This is a genomic window from Desulfosalsimonas propionicica, from assembly GCF_013761005.1.
Taxonomy (GTDB): domain Bacteria; phylum Desulfobacterota; class Desulfobacteria; order Desulfobacterales; family Desulfosalsimonadaceae; genus Desulfosalsimonas; species Desulfosalsimonas propionicica.
In genome coordinates this window covers 281,754-301,798 of the sequence record NZ_JACDUS010000002.1, presented here as the reverse complement: position 1 = coordinate 301,798, position 20,045 = coordinate 281,754, and the positions used below count along the sequence as shown (strand labels likewise).

Below are 20,045 nucleotides of genomic sequence, written 5' to 3'. Positions count from 1 at the left end.
TGAACCGGTCAAGATCTGTGTTAAAAAAAATTCTGGCCAGATAAAAATTTAATTTTTTAAAGCGCTCGTCAGGTACAAGGCGCCGGAGCCAGATCTCTTTGAGATCAGCTTCATTGTAATGGTTGAAAGGCAGTTTGATGTCATCCACATCCCCGTATTTTACAACCGTTTCCACAAGCAGTGCAGTATCGATTTCTTTCAGGGAAATTTTTTTGGAATAACTCCAAAAGCATGCCCCCATCTAATGCGAAAAGTTGTGATTTGGGATGATGTCAATACCGGGAAATCGTATTGCGGAAAAACCCCTTCTTCCGGATCAATGATGGTGGAAAAAAACTTCTTCCTACCTCTGCCCGGCATTATCCTCTTTATCATTTATACGGCCGTTTAAGCGCTTGATTTTTTCGCTGAACGCCTTTTCCTGCTCGTTATAGCGTCTTATCCTGGAATTGAGCTCACGAATCTTCCGGGCATGGGCATTTCGTTCACTTTTGGTCATGTCATCAGTTGATTTCTGCTTTAGTTCCTGTTTTTCATTTTGCAGTTCTTGGTAAGTCTGCTGTAATTTTTCTCTTTCGCTATCCAGTTGTTTCGCGGTATTTTCTAATTTCCCGTCCCAGGTCTCCCCCGAGGCATGTCTGTTCTGTGACTGATTTCTTTTTCTGCTCTCCGGCCGTGTGCTCTCAGGGCGTGAAGAAACCGAATCAAATTTTTTCAGGGTTTCGCTGCTGTGTTCCGGTATCTGGGAAATATCATCCGTGTAATGCAACTTTCCGTTTTCATCTTTATACTGATAATATTCTGCCTCAACAGGGAGGCTCCATAAAAATAAAACAGGCATAACCAAAATAATATATACGAAAATTTTCATAATAATATCCTTATAATACTTGGCAACAAGCAGCAAACCACCTGAATAGTCCCGGAAGGTCACCTTCGGGATGGGCGTTTAAGTCTTTTTACCTCTATTACCTCCCCCTCATCGTTAAACCGCACACCCACATAGTCGCCCTCTCTGACTCCTGTTGTCCTTGCTTTATTACCGGCAATGTTAAAATTCCTGTCTCCAACCACGATTCTTGTATCGAATTTATAGTCAAGCGGGCCGATAACATCAAAATATTTTCTGGTTGTTTTTGAAAAGTCCGTTTCAGACGAATTGTAATTGGGAGCAGGACGAATCCGTTCTATTTTGACATCTGTCCTGTCGTTTTGTGCACTCGCATTGCTGCAAGGAAATCCGAGGATAACAGCAAATGCAAGAATGCAAGAATAAAAAACAATCTTTTTGGCTATAGGCTTTATTGCAGCATACATAAAACTGTATCCTTTCGATTGAATGAAAAAAGAATTATTGAAGTATACGCCAGTAGACCATTCCCTCCGGCCGCTCTGAAGATGCCTCTTCCTGTATATCACCTGTGGAATCGGTAAGATAATCCATATCCCCTATAGAAGTGGGAGTATAGATCATCTGGTCAAAAGATTTGCCGCTTTTTTCTGCATCGTCGTCTTTATTGACTTTATTATCCCCGGTGGTGTCAAACTGGGGGTTGTTTGAGCGGCCGCCGCTGCATGCGCTGACCCTGTACAGCCAGGAATATCCGCCTGCATCGCATGGGGATTCTGACGGAATAGACGAAATAAAGTTCACAATCCCGGAATCCCGTGCGGAGCCCGAACGAAGCGAGGGATCCCGTATAACCCGGGCGCGCTCATCAAGCAGATTGAAATACCACCCGGCATGATCGGTTTCACTGTCTATATCCCCTTCAGTAGGAGTAAAATAACTAATTGAATTATCAGAAAACATACGCCAATCGCTTCCGGCAGCACTTGCGGTCTGCTCAAGCAGCGTTAAACTGTCCGCGTTGTCAGGCGCGTTTGAAAGGACAGGATTAGCAGCTGTTGCCGTAAATTCTCCCAGATATCTGGAGGCCTGTTCATCTTCAGGCCAGGCGTCCTGCCAGTCCCAAACCCCGTAAAAACTTTGTTGATCGGTATTTTCAAAATCTGTCATTGCAATATACTGTCCGGTTCCAAAAACCACGAAATATCCTTCCTGCCCCGGTTCGCAGCCCATCCGCATAACGTCCGGCTCCACGGTAATGGGCTGGCCTCCGCTGTCATTGCTGACCTTTATAAGGGGTTCTGGATTCGTTTCCGTCCCGTATGCGATCTTCCAGTCACTTATCTCGTATAGATCGTCTCCGTTAGTATCCGTCAAATCAAATTTCCAGAGATTGCCTTTCAAATCGCCGGCATACACGTAATCGGCATACCCATCTGAATTCACGTCCGTTATGGCCGGAGATGACAGCCCGTTGCAGCCGACTGCACCGGTATCTATCTTTGTAACCGACAATAGTGCACCGGTTTCATCGTCTACATCCAGAATATACAATACTGCGCTTTCATTTTCACTGCCGTAGCCGTTTCCGAATATCACCACCCATCCGGCTGCCCTGGTTTTTACAATATAACCGGAGCTGTAGGAATAGCCCAGGTCGCTGTCATCAACAACCCCATCTCCGTTGCTGTCAGCTGCATATTCCCATTTCACAAGATCTGCTGCGCTGACCTCACTTATTGCATCCGAATCGCTCACGTTGAGACCGAAATAGCCCTTGCCGCCCTTGCGAAGCCCGCCGACAAGCAAAGTTGTGGTATCGCTGATCTTTCGCACAAAGGGAGCCCCGTCCACATAAAACTGGTGGCTGTAATCTGTTGAAGCCAGACCAGGCAGACTCCCCTTATCAATAAGAATCTTGGGGATGTAAGCGAACTTTTCTTCTCCGGTTTCTGCGTCAAAGACATGGAGCATACCGTTGTTGGCTCCAACGTAGACAACACCATTATAATACTCAGGGGAAGAATGCACCACGTCACCGAGCTTGCTGGCCCGGGTTCTGTATGTACCTCCGTTTGAAACATTATTTGACGGATCTCCCCGCAGGTAGTTTACAAGATTTTCTTCATAAGGAACCCCGGATTGTCCGTATCGAAACGGAACTCCGCTGGTACCGTCATAAGTAATTATTTCCCGGCTGTCCCATGATACTTCTTCGAGCTCCAAACTCGCACTCCAGATTGTGGACCCGACAGACCCGCTTTCCAGTTCTACCTCTTTGGCCATGACATCTCCGTGCCAGTTATCGGTGTTGTAAATCCCCTGATAAATGGTGGTGCCAACAGTACGCTGGACAGAATTGGTGGCAACAGAAGCAGCCGATCCAAGCCTGGACTCTATATCCTCCATCATCTCGCCCATGGCATCTATTAATTCCTGGGGATTACTGGCGTTAATGTATTTTCCGCGTCCGTTTACCGCTGCATGATACAGATCATCGATCTTGTTCTGCTCTGAATCTCCGGGATTTGGCCAGTAAGGACAGGAGCCCCCCCTCCCGCATTCAGGATATACACTGCGGTCAATGGTTCCGGTTACGCCAAAAGACACTGAATAGGTAATCATATGCTGGTGGGCGGCCTGATCCCAGTTTCGCGTGGGTACTACATCGGAAAGGTCTGGGTTCAGATCGTCTTCGTAATATTTCATGGCAACATCTGCAAGGGTGTTATAATATGAGTCCCCGAACGGATCCCCGTCAAAATCAGTGTCGTCATTTCCGTCTTCATTTCCAATAGACGGATTGCTTCCGTTCCAGTACCCGTCTGTCATGGCAATGCTGAATGCCTGCTGGCATGCTCCGCCCTTGTCCTCTGTAAAATACGGGTAGCTGTCTTCAGACATGTAACCGCTTACATAGGCCGGCATTGAAGAAATTGACGAAGGTCTGAGCCCCCCGCCGCTTCCGCTGAAATATTCTCCCAGCTGTTTCAAACCTGTTCGCAGAGGAGTACCGCCGCTTGAATCCAGCGTGTAAAGAGATCCCAGAAGGCTTTCTGCTTCCTCATACAGGGTGCCATCGAGATCCACCTGAATGGGAAGGGCATGCTGTTCAAGCCGTTTATGGATCGTTAGTATACCGATATAGACGCCCTGCACATCATCTATTACGTTGGCAACCGCATTTTTTGCTGTCAACTCCCTTTTTCGGTAAAATGAATACCAGTTGCCAAAATTGACCCGCTCCTCATTATAGCTGCGACCGGTGACAATTTCAGAAGGCGGATCACTCGCCTTTTCCAGTTCATAGACACTATCAACTTTCATATTGTCGTTTGCATCGTTTATCCTCCAATACTCGATTTCACCGTCCAGATTAACAAGATACATGGTGCCGTCATCTGCCTGAACGTAATAATGAGCCCTAACAAGGTTTATGGGCGAGGGTCCGGAAGAAGGCATAAACGCCACCCCATCTGCACACATCCCGCTGTTGTCTGCTTCCTGGTCGATTTTTACAATTCCCGAGCCGTTAAACTCGATACCCGAAGCAATCTGCACCCATTCACCGTGGTTTTCCTTCTGGTTTACCGAGGCACTGGCCTTTTCAGTGCCATCATCGTAAACCGTATATTCTACATTCTCAAGACGGGAGTCGCCTCCCCCCGTCCAGCGGGCATATACTGTATAGCTTTCAGACGAATCCAGGTTATTCGCAGTCCATGTGGCCGTGTAATTCCCGGAGCCGTCATCTGTATAAAGGTAATCCTCTCCGTACTGTTCTCCGTTTTCCGCAAAAGACCATCCGCTGCCCGCTGCAAACAAAACATTCGGATCAGAGACGGTAAACGTGGGCTCCAGCCTGATTGCATCAACTGCCACGTAATCGTTGCTGGTTGTCCCTGCACAATTCAGGGTGATCTGTGCTGCATTGCTGCCCGCGTCAAAATCATATGTTCCCAGTGATTCCCATTGCTGCGTAACGCCGGGACCGTGTTGACTCCGTGTTACCGTTGTAGTTCCACCGGAATGATCAATTGTGTATTCGGCACTGTCTGTCCTATTGGTATTTATGGAAAAGCTTGCAACAACTTCGTATTCCCCGGAATCTTCCACATCAAACTGCCAGGTGGCGGATACCGCCCCTCCGTTTAAATTGATATTCTGGTAGTTTCCGTTATAAAAATCCTCATTATCATAGTTATTCCAGCCGGATTCCCTGGTATAGGAAAACCCGGGCTCAGTATCGTCCACGGCTACCATGCCGGCAGTTTCATTGCTGTTGTCAACTATGACTCCCCCGGCGACAAGAATATCTGCTGTACTGATTCCTTCACCGAAGTCGTAATAGGTTTCATTCATATTCAGGGTATAGTCATCCGAGGTGGGCAAAGAACGCGGATTGTCAGGGTCCATGTCATAAGCGGGTGTATCCGGCAGGGGATCAGTCCAGGCAGGCGTATCTGTTACAGATAACTCGTGCCACCTGGGCCAGGGCTCGTATGTCACACCAGGGTTATAATACATCTTGTTTGTTTCAGACCACTGGGTGACCCATTCCATTCTACGATCAACATCCAGGGGAGGCCAGGAATATGAGTAAATGTCGCCAGGATCATCAAATACGTACCCGTATCCGTGATAAAGCCCGCTGCTGTCAGCGTAATCATCGGTCATCATCATGGACCAGTCCATGGAGCCTGAATCATCAAGCAGAAACATGATAAGCCCCGGACCTGCCTGCTCCTGAGTGTCAAGGGGTATGTCTGCCAAATAATCAAACACGCATTCATCCGCATTTACCACCGGCGCGATGGCTGTAAGGACAAAAAACAATATCGAGGCCGTGATGATGCCGGTGTGTTTCTTATTTGGAAACAGTAAAAGTCCCATGATGTCCTGCCTTTCTTATGATCATTTATAATATACCGAATATTAAAATACCCGTTCCACCCCGATTTCCATTCTCAAGATGCCAAATCCGTTGTCGTTGCCGGAACCGTCAAATGATACGTATTCTGAAAGAATAATCCCGGCCCTGCGGACGGGATCGGTTGCTGACAAAGAAGCTCCGGGGGCGGCTTCCCATCCGACAACTGCAACCCGTAAATTGCCGTTGCCCGCCTCCCCCCTTGAGTTCAATATAGCGGAGCCCGCATCATAGGATGCAGCAATCGAATTATTGCCATGGAGCTGCGCACCCGTGGTTGAATCATACCAAGCGTCCCAGTCATCTTCATCGCTGTCAATCCAGTCATTCGGATCTGCATCAGGATCCAGATTCTCCGGGTCGCTGGCATCTATGTGCATAAACTCCTGAAGCCCTTCCATAACAGCGGATTCCACCAGATTGGCGTTTTGTTTGTAAATACCCATATTGCGGACAATATGATATTCCATAATCGTTGTATTTGCTGACATCACTCCCACGATTGTCATCATGGCCAGAATCAAAAGCACCACTACAATGATGGAACCGTCTTCATCTCCGCAATAGGCACCTTTTTTATGTTTGTTTATTTCAGCCATCAGCCATCCCCTCTTTTAAAATCCTCGTTCCGGGCAGAACTGTTTTCATGCCGGAATTATTCCATGCCGTCGACAGCCCAGGTCTTTACAAATGCCACCTCAGCAATGGTGTCATTGCTACCGAATTCGGCAACCTCCACTGTAATTGTTTTTGAAACCGTATAAGTTCCAGAGGGAACATTGGCCAGGAGCAAATCATCCGGAATTGTAACCTCGTCAATCGGGGTGTTATCGGTAATGTTCCAATCCACAGTAAAACGCCCTTCCTTCCTGGATTCAGAATGGTTCCCGGAGGTCAGATCAGCAGGAAAGGTCTGTGCACTGACATTCGTGTAAAACTGCAGCTCTTTCAATCTTTCCACCTGGTCTTCCAGCACACTCCAGGCCTCGGTTTTCCGACCGATATCACCGGTCTGTTTTAACGTCGAAGACTGAAGGGCTCCCATGGCCAGAAGCCCGACGGAAAAAATTGCAAGCGCTATAAGCACCTCAATTATGGTAAAACCGGAATTATGTGATTTATACAACTGGAGCTTCATATCAGGCCCGTCTCCTTATCAATCTTTACCTGCCAATGTTTCTTAAGTTCACTGTAGTGGTCAGCAGCAGGCGTCTGAAGGAATCGTTCTGCGGCGGCAGAATGACATCGTCCTGCTGGTTTTGGTAGGTATTCGTGTTTGCATATGAAAACAGAAGACCTCCGGAGACCTCGCCCGCCCTGGCTACCAGGGTTAATTCTATCCGGCGAATATCATCCGGATCCGCCACCGGGGTGGATAATACATTTCCGTCCGAGTCCAGGTAAACAAAATTCAGCGCGTCAACATTGCGCGCTACTGCCTGAAGACCGTTCACTCCCGCTCCCCCGCAGGCGGACTGGGGGTCATTGCCCGCGCCTGTTTCCCTGCCAAGGTCACATTGAACAACATTTGCGATGTTGTCATTTATTCCGTCGTTATCTGCATCATTTGTTAATTGATACCGAATCACCTCATTCGGGTCACAGCAGTCGCCGTCAGCCTGGTTCGCTCCTGCATCGTTGTCAATATCCAGGGAAAACACCAGCTCCATGGCATCGGCCTCAATTATGCGCGCATTTGAATTTCCTGCGGGATCACAGCCGGCCATACGGATCTCATTGATCATTATTTCCTGCGCAGCCCGCGCCGTCTGATTCATATCTGTCAGGACTTCCTGGGTTCTTTTGCCTTTGATTTGTATATGATAAACGGATACAATGGCGGTCATGACAATCGAAGTTATAGCCATGGCAATAAGCAGTTCAATTAGTGTAAATCCGTTCCTTGTTTTACTGCACATAATGGCTCCTCTTTTATGGACATCCTTCTATCCTTGAATTTCCTTCAGGCGCTACCACTATCTCTCTGCACATGCCGCTGCTGCTCTGGATCTGGATTGTCCCGGCGGCGATGGCAGCCATCCCCCTGTTGTCGTACCGAAGCGGACTATTATTAAAGGATGCAGAAATTCCGGGTTTAAGATTATGGGTTTGGATGTCGCTCACGCCTGTAACACGGTTTAATTGATCAATTTGATAAGCATTGCCGGTAAAAGTTATTTCAACCCGGGCATTGCTCTTTACGGCAAAAATGCGCGCTCCTTCAATTTTACTTTTTACATTCCTTACAGAAGAATTAAACTGGGCAGTTCTTATCCACTGGATCGCATTGGGGGTTGCGATTGAAACAAGCACTGCAATAACAGCAATGGTGATCATCAGTTCTATAATGCTGAAACCTTGACTTTTTCGGGCCATTTTCCCTCCATTATGTGATCTTTTTCTGCCTGCTGTCATGGCTGCAAATTTCATACCAGTGTATTTTTGCCTTTTCGGGCGACTTTTTCGGAACTTTTTTCTTTTTCTGTTTGGCTGTTTTCCGTACATGGACAGCCTGGTGTTGTATTTATATGGCCGTGCACAAAAAAAACATGTGTGGCATAGTACTGTTAAAAATTTTAATAGCATCTATAAAATATTTTAAAATCGGCAACGGCCAAGAAGATTTTTCACAAAATCAGAAAGTCATTGCGCGGCTGGTTCAGGGAGATTTTTGTTGTGGCGATCGGTTTGTCAGTAACTGCCGATTTCGTATGTTTATGATCAGGTAGTTCTGAGAGAAATGGATAGATACTTTAGAATTCTATCTCCCCGTCTTTAAAAACAAAGCGTTTGCCGTATGGATTTTCAGGCAGCCCGGATAAAATGCCGGAATTGACAAGATCATCCAGTGATTGAGGTGGGCGGCTAAATTTTTCCTTGTATCGCGCAATACCTTTTTCCAATATTTTCACCTCTTCCAGGGCCTTTATACGCTTATTGAGCTGTTCTTTTACAAGTTCATCCTTTGTCTGCAGGCGCATGCTTTTGAGAAACGCAATGGCTGCTTCGGTCTGACCGCCTTTTTGTGAAAGCCTTGCTGCAAGATTGGCAAGAAACGGGCTGGCCCCCGGCTTTTTTGCTGCCTCCATAAGATATTTGGATGCTTTGATATTGTCATTTAAAAAATAATGGTAATCAAAACCGATAAAAAATGCGGGTTGCCAGTCCCAGCTACGATGGTTGTTTGAGATCTTTAAAAGTTCGATGGCATCCTTGTATTTTTCACCATGCCATGCCAGATAGGCTTGGGTAAAATAACAGGTCTGCAGAAAATACGGATCCAGGGCCAGAGACTGCTTAAAAAGAGTGTGGATGGCATTCATGTCTCTTTCTGTGGTTTCATGTCGGCCGCCCAAAAACGAAACACCTTTTAAAAGAAGGTAATCCGCCATAAGACCCTTGAATTCACCCGCTGCAACCTTTAAAAGAGCCGGGGGCACGGCAGAGGCCTCGATCCGTTCATGTGACCGGGTGTTTTCTAAATATTGGTTAACATTGTGCAGGCTGTAGACATAAACAAAAAATACTAAAAAAACAGTCACGATGGTGAAAATAATTTTTGTCTTTTGAAATCTCAGCATAAGTCTTTTTTATGTAACATGGCCGCTGTTAAAAACAAAAGCAGTAAAATATATGAAATCCCGTAGGCACCGAGCCATAACAGGCTGGAAAGCTCGCAGGAAAGCCCGTAAGAAAGATAAACCTTGAGATCAAAGGCGGAAAGATTGGGAAAGATCCATGACAATAATTTTAATCCGTTTGTAAAGAACAAATCCGCCTGAACATGCTCTCCCTGCACAAGAACTTTTACAACCGTATCAAGCGTATTTCCGATAATATAGACAACAAATGTCAGAAGCATTGCCAGGTATCCGCTGCTGGTTATTACTGTAAAAAGAAAGCCCACGGCAAGAATGATTAACAACGCCAGCAGATGTGACAATATGGTAGCAAACAGCATAAGCCAGGAAAAATTGCGAAGGGCCTGAATACCGCCGGCAGAAACCGTGCCCAGCCACAGCGAAAAAGCGGAAAAAACGCCCAATACAGCCACGGCAACAAGCAGAAAAAGGCATAGCCCTGCAAATTTTCCCGCCACGTATTGCCACCTTGAAACCGGGTGGCAGATCACCATGCGGATGTTTTTCTGGTGAATATCCCTGCTTATCATTCCTATGCCCATAAAAAAAACAATGGAAAGCCCTGCAAGGGAAAATACCGCAAAGCCCACATCAATAGCCACCTTTCCGATTTCAAGAGAAAACAATTGGGTGATAAAAAGGTTTGAAACAAAAAGGATCAGCGAGAGCAGGACAATGCCGTAAAGCACCTTGCTGTAAATGCCCTGTTTAAACGTAATCCTGGATAACTGCCATATGATATTCATAAATGTTCTTCTATACGGGAAGTATTGATAAGAGAAACAAATGCTGCTTCCAGGTTCTCGTTGTCAGGGCCGCCTGTAAGTTCAGATATGGTTCCGTTGTAAAGGATCCCGCCCTGGTGTATGACTGCAATGTGGTCGCACAGCTTTTCAACATCGTTTAGGATATGGGTGGAGAAAAAAATTGTTTTTCCCCTTGCTTTCAGATCTAAAATAATATTGGTAATCAGATTTCTTCCCAGCGGATCAAGACCGGACATGGGTTCATCAAGTATCAAAACAGGCGGGTCGCCGATCATTGCCATGGCAAATCCCAAACGCTGTTTCATCCCCTTGGAATAGGTTCGCACAGGCCGGTTTTTAAAAGAATGCAAGTTTAACCGCTCAAGCAGAAAGTCTGCCTGCTCTCTGGTGGCCCGCCGGGAAATCCCGGATGCAGCCCCGCAAAAGTCAAGAAGCTCGGCCGCAGACAACTGCTCATAAAGGCAGGGATGCTCAGGAAGATACCCCACGTATTTTCTTGCGCGGGGCTGAAAGGCCGGAATGTCATGAATAAAAACGTTTCCCTCATCCGGGATGATAAACCCCATGGCGATATTAATGGCCGTGCTTTTGCCCGCGCCATTGGGCCCCAGAAAACCAAAAACCTCTCCCTCCCGGATGTCAAGGGATATCCGGTCAAGCACCCGGTGCTTTTCTATCAATCCCGAGGGAAATTTTTTGCTTACCTTTTGAAAAGAAATCGGGTTTGTCATTTTTTAATCAGGAAATATCTGCTCAATATATAAAAAGGGTATTTTTGAGGAATATATTCCTCAAAAATACCCTTTTTGTCAACTTGAAATTACAATCTTAGTTCAGTGCACTCCAGGCTGCTGTGGGCGATCCGCCGCCAGCCGCACCGTCAATATCAAGAGTGTTTGCGTTGATACCAGGAGGTGCGGCATCAATGCCAGGAGAACCATTCCATCCATCATTTTGCACATAATACATGACATCGGCAATTTCAGCCTCAGAGGCAAAACCCCTGTTGCCATCTTCATGCTCTGTCATCACCAGATATGTTGCGTTGTTTGCGCCTTCTGTACTTGCCAGAAGATCGATACCGTCTGGTATGGTAATACCCACTCCACTGATGGCACCGGTGGACGGGCTGGTGCCGGTCACCATCCCACCTGCGTTATTCTGTGTGGCCGCTGCAATTGAGCCACCTGAACCTTGTAACTCGGTGCCGGCCCCACCGCCACCAACTGCATTAAGTAGATCTGCAGTATCGTCGCTGAGACCGTAACAGCCAATATCGGAATTCAGCGCAGCAAGGGCTGTCTGGGCGTTTTTATTGGCCGCTTCTGCCGAAGAGTTGTTGGCCCTAACACGGTAGGACATGAACTGCGGCACTGCAATTGCCGCCAGAATACCGATGATGGCGATGACAATCATCAGTTCGATGAGGGTGAAACCACCCTGGTTGTTGGTACCTCTTAATTTTTGTAGCATGTGTCCTCCTTTTTTATTTGTTTGGTGTTCAATGGTGACAAATTTTTTCAGGCTCAGGTCTGCCTGGAAACCGTTTCCGTTTGGTATAGAGCAATTTGCGTGCCGGAGCCAGAAGCCCTGTGCAAAGTTTTCCAACACTTTGAGATGACACGGAAAAAAGAATCGTTTGGCAGGATGAAGGGTTTTGGCGGAACCGGCCGCGGGCTTCGGGTGACAATTTTCGGTGAAGTGTTGACAATTTTTGTCGTATGCTCACAAATGAAATCATTGTTCGGGGTATACCAGGATTGGTTTTGCCCTGCAAGAAAAATTCTGCAATACCCTGTATTTTCGGTTTTTAATGGCTGAAAACAGCCGGGGTTTGCCAATTTTTCCTTGACTGATCTGCGGTTTTATCGCTATATAGTTAAATTTTCATTTGTATTTGCCTATTCTCACTATATATTTGAATCAGCATGGGGGATCGCACCGGATTTGATGCGTGGCGGTTTCCGACTCCTGGACATTGGTTTTTTCCATTATTGATTTAATTTCAGATAAAAAAGGAGTTATCCACCATGACCCAGTATGTTTACACTTTTGGCGAAGGAACCGCGGAGGGGCGCGGGGCACAGAAAAATCTGCTTGGCGGCAAGGGTGCCAACTTAGCTGAGATGGCGCGCATCGGCCTGCCGGTTCCGGCCGGCTTTACCATTTCCACGGATGGTTGTGTGTATTACATGAAGCACGGCGACTATCCCGAAGGCATGGAGCAGGAAGTGGAAGCGGCTCTTGCCAAAACCGAAAAGCTCATGGGCATGAAATACGGGGACCCGGAAAACCCGCTTTTGGTCTCCTGCCGGTCCGGGGCCAGAAAATCCATGCCCGGGATGATGGAAACCGTGTTAAACGTGGGCCTGACCACAAAGACCATTCCAGGCTTGATTGAAAAAACCGGAAATGAGCGGTTTGTGTGGGATGCCTACCGCCGGCTGATCCAGATGTTTGCCGACGTGGTCATGGAAAAGGCCGAGGGTATCGAGCCGGACGAGGGCGAAGAGATCCGGGCCCAGCTCGACAATATCATGGATGAGATCAAAGAGCAGAAAGGCTATGAGGGGGACACGGATTTTAGCGCTGATGATCTCAAGGAGCTGTCTGAAAAGTTCAAGAAAAAGATCAAAGAAGTGCTGGGAAGCGAGTTTCCCGATGATCCCAAGGAGCAGCTCTGGCAGGCCATTGGTGCGGTGTTTAAATCCTGGAACGGCAAGCGGGCCGTGTCCTACCGCAGAATCGAGGGCATCCCGGATGAATGGGGAACCGCATGTAATGTGCAGAGTATGGTATTCGGCAACATGGGCGATACCTCGGCAACCGGCGTGGCCTTTACCCGCAACCCGGCCACCGGGGAAAACAAATTTTACGGGGAATGGCTGCCCAATGCCCAGGGCGAGGACGTGGTGGCCGGCATCCGCACCCCCAATCCCCTAAACATGGATACCAAAAGCGAGCAGAACAAGCACCTGCCCTCTTTGGAAGAGGCCATGCCCGATACCTACAAAGAAATCGTGGATGTGCGAAACAAGCTTGAGGCCCATTACCAGGATATGCAGGACATTGAGTTTACCATCCAGGAAAACAAGCTCTACATGCTCCAGACCCGGGTGGGTAAACGCACGGGCATGGCCGCGCTGAATATGGCCATGGACATGCTGGCCGAAAACCTGATTGACGAAAAACTCGCTGTCACCCGCGTGTCCGCGGATCAGTTAAACGAAATGCTCCATCCCCTGGTGGATCCGGAAGCGGAAAAAAAGGCCACCCCCATTGCAGAGGGCCTGCCCGCCGGCCCGGGCGGGGCGTTCGGCCAAATCGTGTTTACTTCAGATGATGCGGTGAAATGGTACAGGGAAGGCAAGCATGTAATCCTGGTGCGCGAGGAGACCAACCCCGAGGATGTTGAGGGCATGCGCGCGGCAGAGGCGATTTTGACCGCCCGTGGCGGGATGACCAGCCATGCGGCCTTGGTGGCCCGGGGCTGGGGCAAGTGCTGCATTGTGGGCGCGGGCAACCTCAAGATCGACCTTCAGCAGCGCACCGTGTCCACAAACGGCAAGACTTTTAAGGAAGGCGATGTCTTTACCTTAAACGGCACCAAGGGCTATGTGTACGAAGGCGAGCTGGCCATGATCGATGCCACGGAAAACCCGCGTTTAAAGGATTTCATGGCCATTGTGGACCGATACCGCAAGCTAAAGGTCCGCACCAACGCGGAAACCGCAGAGGACGTGAAGCTGGCCAAGGAGTTCGGCGCAGAGGGCATCGGGCTGTACCGCACCGAGCACATGTTTTACGGCAAGGGATCGGAAAAGCCGCTGTTTCTGCTGCGCAAGATGATTTTGAGCGTGAACGAAGACGAACGCCGGGCGGCTTTGGATGAACTGTTTCCCCATGTCAAAGACGATATCAAGGAAACCCTGGAAATTTTAGATGACCGGCCCGTGACCATCCGGCTGCTGGATCCGCCGCTGCACGAGTTTGTCCCCCACAGCGAGGAAAACCAGAAACGGCTGGCAGAAGCCCTAAATATTGATGTGGCAACCGTGATCAAGCGCAGCAACGCCCTGCGGGAATCCAACCCCATGATGGGCCACAGGGGCGTTCGCGTGGGCATCACCTACCCGGAAATCGCAGAAGCCCAGATCCGCGCCATTCTGCAGGCCGCAGCCGAACTGATCAAGGCGGGCAAAAAACCCAGGCCTGAAATCATGATCCCGGTGACCTGTGATGTCAAAGAACTCGATATCATGAAGCAAATCGTGGACCAGGTTTACGAAGACGTGGTTCAGGCCGCGGGAATTGATAAAATCGATTATGATTTCGGTACCATGATCGAAATTCCGCGGGCGGCCATGCTCTCTGATCAAATGGCGCAGACCGCGCAGTTTTTCTCCTTTGGCACCAATGATCTCACCCAGATGACATTCGGGTTTTCCCGCGATGACATGGTCACCTTTATGAACGAATACCTGGACCGCAGCATCCTGCCCAGAGATCCTTTTCAGACACTGGACATGGAGAGCATTGCCCCCATGATCGAGGACTCGGTGAAAAAGGGGCGCACCACCCGGCCGGATCTCAAGGTGGGCATTTGCGGCGAGCATGGCGGTGATGGGCCGTCTGTGAAATTCTGCCACAGGGCGGGGTTTGATTATGTGAGCTGCTCGCCCTACCGTCTGCCCATTGCCCGGCTGGCGGCAGCCCAGGCGGCTGTGGAAGAAGAAAACTGATTTTTTTATACTTTCCCCCCTCCCCCAAAACCCCCTTCTGCTTGCAGGAGGGGGTTTTTACGTGGGCCGGAACACTTTGTACGTGGTTGCATCATACTGAAAAAATGCGTATGAATATAAGAAACAGCGGGTATTTATAAATGCATAAATACGAAATCGTTATTTACTGGAGCAATGAGGACAAGGCGTTTGTTGCTGACGTGCCGGAGCTGCCATGATGCATGGCGCATGGTCCAACCGAGGAATCGGCGTTAAGCAATATTAAAGAGGCTGTTCAACTATGGACTGATACGACCAAAGAATTCAGGGTCCCTGAGTGGTATATAGATGATCTATGGCAGTGTGTGGGAAGTAAACTCAAGGCTCAGGGCATTGATGCCAATGACATTGATCAGGCGATTAAAGACTGCAGAAAAATTTGAATCGCAGTAACAATGTCCAGTTATTCAATGTGTCCGGATTTTTGCTGCAACCTCAAACAGTTTGGTTATTTTAACCCATGGAAAAATCATCTTCTTCTCCCCGTCGTTGGTCCTGGTTGCGGCTGGCTTGCTGGATTGCCGGCGGCATTGTGGCAGTTTACGCAATTGCCGGTTTTGTAATCCTGCCCATTGTGGCCCAGAAGAAGCTGCCGGCCGTGGTTTCCGATGCACTAAACGCTAAAGTCACAATCGCAGACATTGATTTCAATCCGTTTACGTTTCGGGCGGCTGTAAACGGCCTGGCCGTGGTGCAGAATAACGGAGAGGCCCTGTTGGAAGCCGATCAGGCGGCTGTCAATGTGCAGCTGGCCTCTGCGGTCAAAATGGGAGCGGTGATCAAATCGGTTGAGATCAAGGCGCCCCGCGTACACTTGGTCCGCCGGGCAGACGGGAGTTTTAATTTTTCGGATCTGGCCGGCGGTGACGGAGCGGATGAAAAAGAGCAAGCCGCGGATCCGGAAGACGGCGGCAGCCCGGTTTATTTTTCCGTTGCGTCATTGCGTCTCACAGACGGTCAGGTGGTGTTTGCGGATCAATCAGCCGGGTTTGACACCACCGTTGAGTCGGTTTCGGTTTCCGTGGACAACCTGAGCAGTGAGGCCAATGCCATGGCGGATCTGGAAATTCGCCTGCAGTCCCGGGAGAAGGAAACCATTGCCGCAAGCGGGCGTCTGGGGCTGTTTCCCCTGTCTGCCGAGGCGCGGATTGACGCGGAAAATCTGTCTGTAGCCCATTATGCCCCGTTTTACCAGGATTTCATTGGCCTTGAGATCGCAGACGGCCGCCTGGATGTGTCCGGAGACATTATTTATCCCCAGCCCTCCCCTGTTTCGGAAAACCCATTGCTGGAAAAAGGGCAGCTTCGCATCCGCTCGCTTCTGATCCGTGATCCGGATACGGGCAATGCGGCTTTGAATATTGACAAATTCAGCCTCTCGGGGATCCGGGTCAATCCCGAAAAGCGGTCTGTGGATGTCAAAAACATCTCCACCCGGGGCGGAAAAATCCTGTGCGAGCGGGCGCAAAACGGGACACTGAATTTTTCCAAACTCACAGCCGGCTCCGGATCGGCAAACGGAAGCGATACAGATCCACCGCCGGAAAAAACAAAACCAGTGCCCTCCCCTGACCCCTGGAACGTGCATCTGGGTATGATCAGCGTCAGCGGCTACAGCGCGGCATACACGGATGCCGTGCCCAAAGAACCGGTTTCCCTGGGGCTTGACGGCATTACCATCCGGCTCTATGATATGACCCTGCAGCAGGATCATTTAACCGAATGGTCCTTTGCCTCCCTTGCCCGTCCCGGCATTGTCTCAGCCCAGGGCGCCTTTCAGGTCAATCCCGTGTCAGCCGACTTTGATTTCAGGATCAGCGAAGTGGATCTGGCGGGTGCGGCCCCGTACGCCAAAGACTTTGGCGCAGATATTCAAAAGGGGATTGTGCATGCCGCCGGCAGTGTGGAAGCCGGCATCACCCCTGACGGGTTTTTGGCAAAATATACAGGCGAAGCCCGGATTGACGATTTTACAGCAACAGATCCAAAAACCGGAAACAATTTTCTGAAATTTGCGCGCCTGGGATTTGAAGACATCCAGGCGGAAATGGCGGATCAGCTTTTGGTTTCCCTGGACCGGATTTTAATCCAGGAGCCGCAGTTTGCCGCCGGCCTGGGGCCGGACGGCCGGCTGCTGCCGTCCCTGCTGGCGGGAAAAAACAGTGAAAACAGCGCCTCAGATAGGCAGAAAAAACCAAATTCGGATACGGCTGAACAAAAATCCGAGGCCGGGGAAAATGAAGGCGGCCGGACAAAAGCGCCTGGCTACGAAGTCACAGTCAACCGTGTTGATCTGAAAAACGGCGGGGTTGTCTTCACTGACCAGACAGTTTCCCCGGAAATCGCCGGCCGTCTGAACCCGATCAATGCGCATGTTTCAGGTTTCCGCCTGGATCCGGAAGGCGCGGTTTTTGATTTTCAGCTCACGGATCTGGCCCTGGCCGGTGCCGGTCCGCTGGCTGCGCCCTACGGGGCAGATATCCAGGGCGGCCGTGTGAATCTCTCGGGGAGTGTGGAAGCGCAGACAGGCGATAATAGCCAAACCCGGTTTCAGGGCAAGGCCCGGATCGAGGATTTTGCTGCAGCAGACCCGGAGTCCGGAAGGCCGTTTTTCACATTTGATCGGCTCGGGTTTGAAAATATCCGGGCAGAGTCCGCCGATGTTACGACTGTGGCACTGGAGCGGGTGCTGCTTCAAAAGCCGGTGCTCACCTTTGGTTTTGAACAAGACGGCCGCATATTTCCGCCCGCGCTGGCCGGAGGCGATTCAGGCGATAGCGGGGATACAGACGAGGCAGCAGATGCCGCCCGGGCAGATGGGAAAAACGCCTCTGGAAAAGATGCGCCGGCCGGCGCCGGTGACGGACAGCTATCCGGCAAGCCGTCTTTTCAGGCCGATATCCGAAAAATTGAAATGCAGGCGGGCGAACTGGCCTTTTTTGATAAAACGGTTTCCCCTCCCTTTGCCACCCGGCTTTCGCCCATGGATGCCAGTATTTCCGATGTGGAGCTGGATCCGGAAAATGTCACGGACTTTACTGTAAACGGTCAATTAGACGGCCGGTCGCCTTTTTCCGTTAGCGGCAAGATCCGGCCCCTGTCCCCCAAAGCCATGACCCTGACCGATGTCAGCTTTGAAAACATTGAAATGCCCATGTTTACGCCCTATTTCGGAAAATACCTGGGATATGAAATCCAGAAGGGAAAACTGCACCTGGATCTGGGCTATCAGGTGGATTCCTTAAAGCTTGACGGCAAAAATCAGGTGCGCCTGGACCAGTTTTACCTGGGAAACAAGGTGCAAAGCGACGATGCCATCAGTCTGCCGTTGAAACTGGCCCTGGCCCTGCTGCGGGACCGGGCCGGCCGCATTGACTTAAACGTGCCTGTGGAAGGCGATATGGGCAATCCGCAGTTCCGGCTCGGAGGGGTGATTTTTGACGCGTTTGTCAATTTGTTAAAGCGGCTGGTCACATCTCCGTTTTCCGCCCTGGCCTCTTTGGTGCCCGGGGCCGAAGAGTTGAGCTTTGTGGATTTCGCACCGGGCAGCGCCGAGCTGACCGACAAGGGTCAGGAAAAGCTGGTCAATCTGGCCACGGCCCTTTATGATCGGCCCAGCCTGCGGCTGCTGGTGCGGCCGGGTGCAGATAGACAAAAAGACCGGGAGGCGTTTCAGCAGCAAAAGCTAAAAGAGCTGGTCATTGCCGAAAAAGGCACGGATGCAGAGCTGCTTTCGGAAGAGGAATATGAAAAAATCCTCAAAAAGCTCTGTAAAAGCGCGGACATTGAAATAAAGGACATGTCAGTTCCGGATATGGAAGCGGCGTTTAAGCAAACCATTGAAATTCCGGATACAAGACTGCGGCAGTTGGCCGTTCAGCGCGGCAGCCGGGTTCAAAGCGCCCTTCTGGCAGACGACCGCATTGAGGCCGGCCGGGTGTTTATGGAAAGTCCAAAAATCGCCGATCAGCCCCGGGTGGAATTTGAGCTGGAGGCGGAGTGATCAAGGATTTTCTGCCGCAGCAGATGATCGGCCAGGACCAGGCAGACCATGGCTTCGCAGACAACGTTGACCCGGGGAATGGCGCTGATATCGTGGCGGCCTTTTACGGAAATCTGCCTGGGACTGCCGGTTTGATCCACTGTGTTCTGCTCCATGGCAATGGAGGCAATGGGCTTGACGGCCGCGCGCATCACCAGGTCCTGACCGCTTGAGATCCCGGCAAGGATGCCGCCGGCATTGTTGGACAAAAACCCTTGCGGGGTGATGGGATCGTTGTGGGCCGATCCGGTCATGGCGGCGGCGGCAAACCCGGCACCGATTTCAACGCCCTTGACCGCGCCGATGCTCATCAAGGCTTTGGCCAGGTCTGCATCCAGCTTGTCAAAAACCGGCTCGCCAAGGCCCGCAAGCACACCGGATACCCGGATCTCCACGATGCCGCCAAGGGAATCCCCGGCTTTTTTCACTTCGTCCACCCGCTTTTCCATTTTTGCGGCCGCTTTCATATCCGGTGCACAAAACAGGTTTTGCCCGATGGCCTGAGGGTCAAAATCCCTGCATTCAATGCCGCCAAGGGCCCGGGTATAGGCCATAACCCGGATGTTGTGTTGGTTTAAAAGCGCTGCAGCCACGGCCCCGGCCGCCACCCGTGCGGCGGTCTCCCGGGCTGATGCCCGTCCCCCGCCCCGCCAGTCCCGGATGCCGTATTTGGCCTGGTAGGTGAAATCCCCGTGCCCGGGCCGGTAAAGGTCTGCATAGGGTTTGTATGCATCTGACCGGGCATCCTTGTTTTCGATGAGAAGACAGATGGATGTGCCCGTGGTCTGGTCCTCAAACACCCCGGATAAAATCCTTGCCTGATCAGCCTCGCGGCGGGCTGTGCCGGTTTTGGTTTGACCGGGTTTTCTGCGGTCCATCATTTCCTGGATGAAAGTTTCGGTGAGACAAATTTTGGGCGGGCATCCGTCGATGACCGCGCCCACAGCCGGGCCGTGGGATTCGCCCCAGGTGGTGACTTTAAACAGGGTTCCGAAGGTATTGCCGGCCATAGGTGCTCCTTATCTGATCTTTAT

At 50.3% G+C, this 20,045-nt stretch carries 15 protein-coding genes; 3 read left to right on the top strand and 12 right to left on the bottom strand.

What is annotated here, in order from left to right; translation table 11 throughout:
• Positions 1 to 343: 343 nt before the first annotated feature.
• From HNR65_RS04710 to HNR65_RS18130, 11 genes are all read right to left on the bottom strand, one after another.
• Positions 344 to 871, bottom strand: a complete 528-nt coding sequence (locus HNR65_RS04710) for a DUF4124 domain-containing protein (RefSeq protein ID WP_181550308.1) — start codon at positions 869 to 871, stop codon at positions 344 to 346.
• Between the two features lie 59 nt (positions 872 to 930).
• Complete coding sequence (locus HNR65_RS04705; protein ID WP_181550307.1) at positions 931 to 1,317, bottom strand: hypothetical protein; 387 nt, start codon at positions 1,315 to 1,317, stop codon at positions 931 to 933.
• 34 nt (positions 1,318 to 1,351) lie between these two features.
• Positions 1,352 to 5,743, bottom strand: a complete 4,392-nt coding sequence (locus HNR65_RS04700; RefSeq protein WP_181550306.1) for a PilC/PilY family type IV pilus protein — start codon at positions 5,741 to 5,743, stop codon at positions 1,352 to 1,354.
• A gap of 42 nt (positions 5,744 to 5,785) precedes the next feature.
• Positions 5,786 to 6,379: a pilus assembly PilX family protein gene (locus tag HNR65_RS04695; RefSeq protein WP_181550305.1), complete on the bottom strand. Its 594-nt coding sequence runs from the start codon at positions 6,377 to 6,379 to the stop codon at positions 5,786 to 5,788.
• Between the two features lie 56 nt (positions 6,380 to 6,435).
• Positions 6,436 to 6,918, bottom strand: coding sequence for a type IV pilus modification PilV family protein (locus HNR65_RS04690; RefSeq protein ID WP_181550304.1), 483 nt, complete (start codon positions 6,916 to 6,918; stop codon positions 6,436 to 6,438).
• 25 nt (positions 6,919 to 6,943) lie between these two features.
• Positions 6,944 to 7,699 carry a prepilin-type N-terminal cleavage/methylation domain-containing protein gene (locus HNR65_RS04685; RefSeq protein ID WP_181550303.1) on the bottom strand — a complete coding sequence of 252 codons (756 nt, stop codon included), beginning with the start codon at positions 7,697 to 7,699 and terminating at the stop codon, positions 6,944 to 6,946.
• Between the two features lie 13 nt (positions 7,700 to 7,712).
• A complete protein-coding gene (locus tag HNR65_RS04680) occupies positions 7,713 to 8,285 on the bottom strand; it encodes a pilus assembly FimT family protein (protein WP_181550302.1) in 573 nt (190 codons plus the stop codon).
• 248 nt (positions 8,286 to 8,533) lie between these two features.
• The gene (locus HNR65_RS04675) at positions 8,534 to 9,172 is read right to left on the bottom strand and encodes a tetratricopeptide repeat protein (protein WP_181550301.1); all 639 of its coding nucleotides are present in this window, start codon (positions 9,170 to 9,172) and stop codon (positions 8,534 to 8,536) included.
• A 182-nt stretch (positions 9,173 to 9,354) separates the two neighbouring features.
• A complete protein-coding gene (locus HNR65_RS04670; protein WP_181550300.1) occupies positions 9,355 to 10,167 on the bottom strand; it encodes an ABC transporter permease in 813 nt (270 codons plus the stop codon).
• Positions 10,164 to 10,919: an ABC transporter ATP-binding protein gene (locus tag HNR65_RS04665; RefSeq protein ID WP_181550299.1), complete on the bottom strand. Its 756-nt coding sequence runs from the start codon at positions 10,917 to 10,919 to the stop codon at positions 10,164 to 10,166. Before HNR65_RS04665 ends, HNR65_RS04670 begins: the two co-directional genes overlap by 4 nt.
• 97 nt (positions 10,920 to 11,016) lie before the next feature.
• Positions 11,017 to 11,796, bottom strand: coding sequence for a prepilin-type N-terminal cleavage/methylation domain-containing protein (locus tag HNR65_RS18130; protein WP_269750852.1), 780 nt, complete (start codon positions 11,794 to 11,796; stop codon positions 11,017 to 11,019).
• A 422-nt stretch (positions 11,797 to 12,218) separates the two neighbouring features.
• Between HNR65_RS18130 and ppdK the strand changes: the two genes are divergently transcribed.
• From ppdK to HNR65_RS04645, 3 genes are all read left to right on the top strand, one after another.
• Positions 12,219 to 14,930, top strand: coding sequence for a pyruvate, phosphate dikinase (gene ppdK, locus HNR65_RS04655; RefSeq protein ID WP_181550298.1), 2,712 nt, complete (start codon positions 12,219 to 12,221; stop codon positions 14,928 to 14,930).
• A 221-nt stretch (positions 14,931 to 15,151) separates the two neighbouring features.
• Entirely contained in the window at positions 15,152 to 15,352 is a 201-nt protein-coding gene (locus tag HNR65_RS17790; protein ID WP_220128288.1) for a hypothetical protein, read from the top strand.
• 77 nt (positions 15,353 to 15,429) lie between these two features.
• Positions 15,430 to 18,972, top strand: a complete 3,543-nt coding sequence (locus tag HNR65_RS04645) for a DUF748 domain-containing protein (RefSeq protein ID WP_435051285.1) — start codon at positions 15,430 to 15,432, stop codon at positions 18,970 to 18,972.
• On the opposite strand, the gene aroC is transcribed toward HNR65_RS04645, so the two are convergent.
• Positions 18,936 to 20,021 carry a chorismate synthase gene (aroC, locus tag HNR65_RS04640; RefSeq protein ID WP_181550296.1) on the bottom strand — a complete coding sequence of 362 codons (1,086 nt, stop codon included), beginning with the start codon at positions 20,019 to 20,021 and terminating at the stop codon, positions 18,936 to 18,938. The genes HNR65_RS04645 and aroC overlap by 37 nt on opposite strands.
• Positions 20,022 to 20,045: the final 24 nt, after the last annotated feature.